This window comes from Rhizobacter sp. P3_B12 (genome assembly GCF_056402895.1).
This window is the reverse complement of the sequence record NZ_JBFUGN010000994.1, coordinates 1-2216: the sequence shown is the minus strand read 5'-3', so window position 1 is coordinate 2216 and position 2216 is coordinate 1. Positions and strand designations below refer to the sequence as shown.

Below are 2216 nucleotides of genomic sequence, written 5' to 3'. Positions count from 1 at the left end.
ACGGTCGCGAGGTGCCGCTGGGCACGCCGGGCGAGATCGCGATCCGCGGCCCGCAGGTGATGGCCGGCTACTGGCAGCGCCCCGACGAGACCGCGAAGGTGATGACGGCCGACGGCTTCTTCCGCACCGGCGACATCGGCACGGTCGACGGCAACGGCTACTTCAAGATCGTCGACCGCAAGAAGGACATGATCCTGGTCAGCGGCTTCAACGTCTACCCGAACGAGGTCGAGGATGTCGTCACGCAGATGCCGGGCGTGCTCGAGTGCGCCGCGATCGGCGTGCCCGACGCGAAGGCCGGCGAGGCGGTGAAGCTGGTGATCGTGCGCAAGAACCCGGCGCTGACCGAGGCCGAGGTGCGCGCGTACTGCGAGGCCAACATGACCGGCTACAAGCGGCCGAAGGTGGTCGAGTTCCGCACCGAGCTGCCGAAGAGCCCGGTGGGCAAGATCCTTCGGCGCGAGTTGAGGGACAAGAGTTGAAAGGCACGAGCTAAGAGACAAGACCTGACGATGCAGTGGAAGAGTGCCCCGGCGAGGGCGCCATGCTGATAAATTCGGGCCGCGGCTGACCGGCCGCGCCGCGCCCTGGGAGAGCTCTGGTGATCTGGACCAAAACTGACGCGGGACGAATCGAGATGACCACGCGCGCGCTCGTCAAGGAGCGTGCGCAGCGCAACCTGCTGCTGCTGATCGACGGTGCGAAGTCCGAGGAGATGCTGCTGGCCAACGTGGTCGGCGTGACGATCGACGACTTCCGGGCCCTCGAGACCCTGGGCCTGATCGCGCAGGTGTCGGGCAGCGGCAGTTCGCGCCTGAACAGCCCGCCGGCTGCCGCGCCGGCCCCTGCGCCGGCGGCCGCTTCGAGCAGCGTCGGCACGCCGGTCGACCCCGGCGAGCTCGACTACGCGAAGTTCACGTCCACGCTGACGCAGATGATCTCCAGCGAACTCGGGCTGCGCGGCTTCACGCTGACGCTCGCGGTCGAGAAGGCCAGCACCATCGAGGAGCTGCGCGACGTGGCCGACCGCACGATCGAGCAGATCCGCTCGCGCAAGGGCGAGCCCGCGGCGCACAAGGCGCGTCGCGCTCTGTACGGCGGCTGAGCTGGCGCAAGCTCCGGCGCGCCCCTGGTGGCGCAGGTTGATGCGGCTGCCGTGGCGGCTGTTGCGCGGCGTGCTGCTGGTGCTGGCAGCGCTCGTGCTGTTCATCGAGGAGTGGGGCTGGCGCCCGCTGACGGCCTTCGTCGCGCGGCTCGCCAAGTGGCCGCCGCTCGCGCGCTTCGAGGCGCTGGTGCGCGCCGCGCCGCCGCGCATCGCGCTGCTGCTGTTCCTCGCGCCGGCGGTTGCGCTGTTCCCGATCAAGCTGCTCGCGCTGTGGATCATCCACCGTGGCCATGCGCTGCTCGGCATCACGGTGATCGTCGTGGCCAAGCTGCTCGGCACCGCGATCGTCGGGCGGCTGTTCATCCTGACCGAGTCGCAGCTGATGCGCTTCGCGTGGTTCGCGCGGGCGCTGACGTGGTGGCGCGTGACGAAGCAGCGCGTGATGGACGCGCTGCGCCGCTCGGCCGCGTGGCGCGGCGCGCGGCGGCTGAAGACGCGCTGGCGGGCGTGGCGACGGCGCTGGCGCGGTCTCGACGAGCAGGACGGCTGAGGCAGAAGGGCTGGCACACTTCGGCCATGCCTCCTCGTTTCCATGTGGCCGAGCCGATGCTGGCCGGCGTCGAACTCAGCCTTCCTCCCGGTGCCGCGCGCCATGTGCAGGTGCTGCGCCTGCAGCCCGGCGATCCGCTGACGCTGTTCAACGGCGAGGGCGGCGAGTGGCAGGCCGAGGTCGTCCAGATGGGCCGCAGCGAGGTGCGCGTGCGGCCGCAGGCGCACGTGGCGATCGACCGCGAACTGGCGATCCACGTGACGCTCGCGCTCGGCATGCCGGCCAACGAGCGCATGGATGCGCTGGTCGAGAAGGCGACCGAGCTCGGCGTCGCGGCGATCCAGCCCCTGATGACCGAGCGCTCGGTGCTGCGCCTGAGCGGCGAGCGCGCCGACAAGAAGCAGGCGCACTGGCAGGGAGTCGCCGCCGCGGCCAGCGAGCAGTGCGGGCGCACCCGCGTGCCGCTGATCGCGCCGGTGCGCAGCCTCGCCGACTGGCTGCGCGGCCTGCCGCCCGCAAGCGGCCGCCGCTTCGTGCTGAGCCTGCGCACGCCCGAGCCGC

General features: G+C 71.1%; 4 protein-coding genes. All 4 read left to right on the top strand.

Going from position 1 to position 2216, the window contains the following annotated elements:
- On the top strand, positions 1-482 hold a 482-nt coding region (locus AC1D01_RS31155), incomplete at its 5' end, for an AMP-binding enzyme (RefSeq protein WP_477873347.1).
- A 119-nt stretch (positions 483-601) separates the two neighbouring features.
- The gene (locus AC1D01_RS31150; RefSeq protein ID WP_477873345.1) at positions 602-1105 is read left to right on the top strand and encodes a hypothetical protein; all 504 of its coding nucleotides are present in this window, start codon (positions 602-604) and stop codon (positions 1103-1105) included.
- 40 nt (positions 1106-1145) lie between these two features.
- Complete coding sequence (locus AC1D01_RS31145; protein WP_477873343.1) at positions 1146-1655, top strand: hypothetical protein; 510 nt, start codon at positions 1146-1148, stop codon at positions 1653-1655.
- Positions 1656-1681: 26 nt separating this feature from the next.
- The coding region (locus AC1D01_RS31140) for a 16S rRNA (uracil(1498)-N(3))-methyltransferase (protein ID WP_477873341.1) at positions 1682-2216 on the top strand (535 nt) is incomplete at its 3' end.

Excerpts from the sequence above, each read along its gene's own strand:
- AC1D01_RS31145 (WP_477873343.1), top strand. The coding sequence starts at position 1,146 with ATGCGGCTGCCGTGGCGGCTGTTGCGCGGCGTGCTGCTGGTGCTGGCA.